A 1,245-nucleotide genomic window follows, 5' to 3' on the forward strand; every position below is an offset into this window, starting at 1 on the left:
GGGCTGCAAAGGTTGCCGTCGCGCAAGACGCCGCTATGGTGCGCCGCGATTCAACACCCGCCCTTTAGGGCCAGCCTCGGATACGCCGCCCATGACCAAGCTTCGCCGCGCCGCCATCGTCAGCCCGATCCGCACGGCTGTGGGCAAATTCCAGGGCGCGCTGGGGTCGATGACCGCAGGCGAGCTGGGTGCGGTGGTGCTGAAGGCGCTGGTCGAGCGCACCAAGATCGACCCGGAGCGCATCGACGACGTGATCTTCGCGCAGGGCTACGCCTCGGGCGAGGCTCCGGCCATCGGCCGCTGGGCGTCGCTGGCGGCTGGTTACCCGATCTCTGTACCCGGCTATCAGCTGGATCGCCGCTGCGGCTCGGGGCTGCAGTCGGTCGTCGAAGCCGCCATGTTTGTGCAGACGGGCGCGGCGGATGTCGTGGTCGCCGGCGGCGCCGAGAGCATGACCAACGTCGAATACTATTCGACCGACATGCGTGGCGGCGCCCGTGCCGGTTCGGTGACCATGCACGACCGCCTGCAGCGCGGCCGCCTGATGTCGCAGCCGATCTCGCGCTTCGGCGTCATCACCGGCATGATCGAGACGGCGGAGAACCTGGCCAAGGATTATCAGATCCCGCGCGAAGCCTGCGACGAGTACGCCGCGCGCAGCCACCAGCGCGCCGCCGCCGCGTGGAAGGAAGGCAAGTTCGACAACGAACTCGTGCCGGTGTCCGTCCCGCAGAGAAAGGGCGATCCGGTCATCTTCAAGCAGGACGAAGGCGTTCGCGGCGATGCGACCGCGCAATCGCTCGGCACGCTGAAAGCCATTGAAAAGGGCGGCGTCGTGACTGCGGGCAACGCCTCGCAACAGAACGATGCCGCTGCTGCCTGCCTCGTTGTTGCCGAAGACAAGCTGGAAGAACTCGGCCTCGAGCCGATCGGCTGGTTCACGGGCTGGGCTGCCGCCGGCGTCGAGCCGTCGCGCATGGGCATCGGCCCGGTGCCGGCCGTCGAGCGCCTGTTCGCGCGTACGGGCCTGTCGTGGAAAGACATCGACCTCGTCGAGCTCAACGAAGCCTTCGCCCCGCAGGTTCTGGCCGTGCTGAAAGGCTGGAACTGGAACGACGCCGACAAGCTGAACGTCAACGGCTCGGGCATTTCGCTCGGTCACCCGATCGGCGCAACCGGCGGCCGTATCCTCGCCAACCTGATGAACGAGATGCAGCGCCGTGAAGTGCGCTACGGCCTCGAGAC

The 1,245-nt window shown here is 67.3% G+C and carries 1 protein-coding gene; it reads left to right on the forward strand.

Features of this window, described 5'->3' with window-relative positions; translation table 11 throughout:
• Positions 1-91: 91 nt before the first annotated feature.
• A partial coding sequence (locus EON91_RS14460) for an acetyl-CoA C-acetyltransferase (RefSeq protein WP_292096111.1) occupies positions 92-1,245 on the forward strand: 1,154 nt, incomplete at its 3' end.

Origin of the sequence: Brevundimonas sp., assembly GCF_004210735.1 — a bacterium.
GTDB lineage: Bacteria > Pseudomonadota > Alphaproteobacteria > Caulobacterales > Caulobacteraceae > Brevundimonas.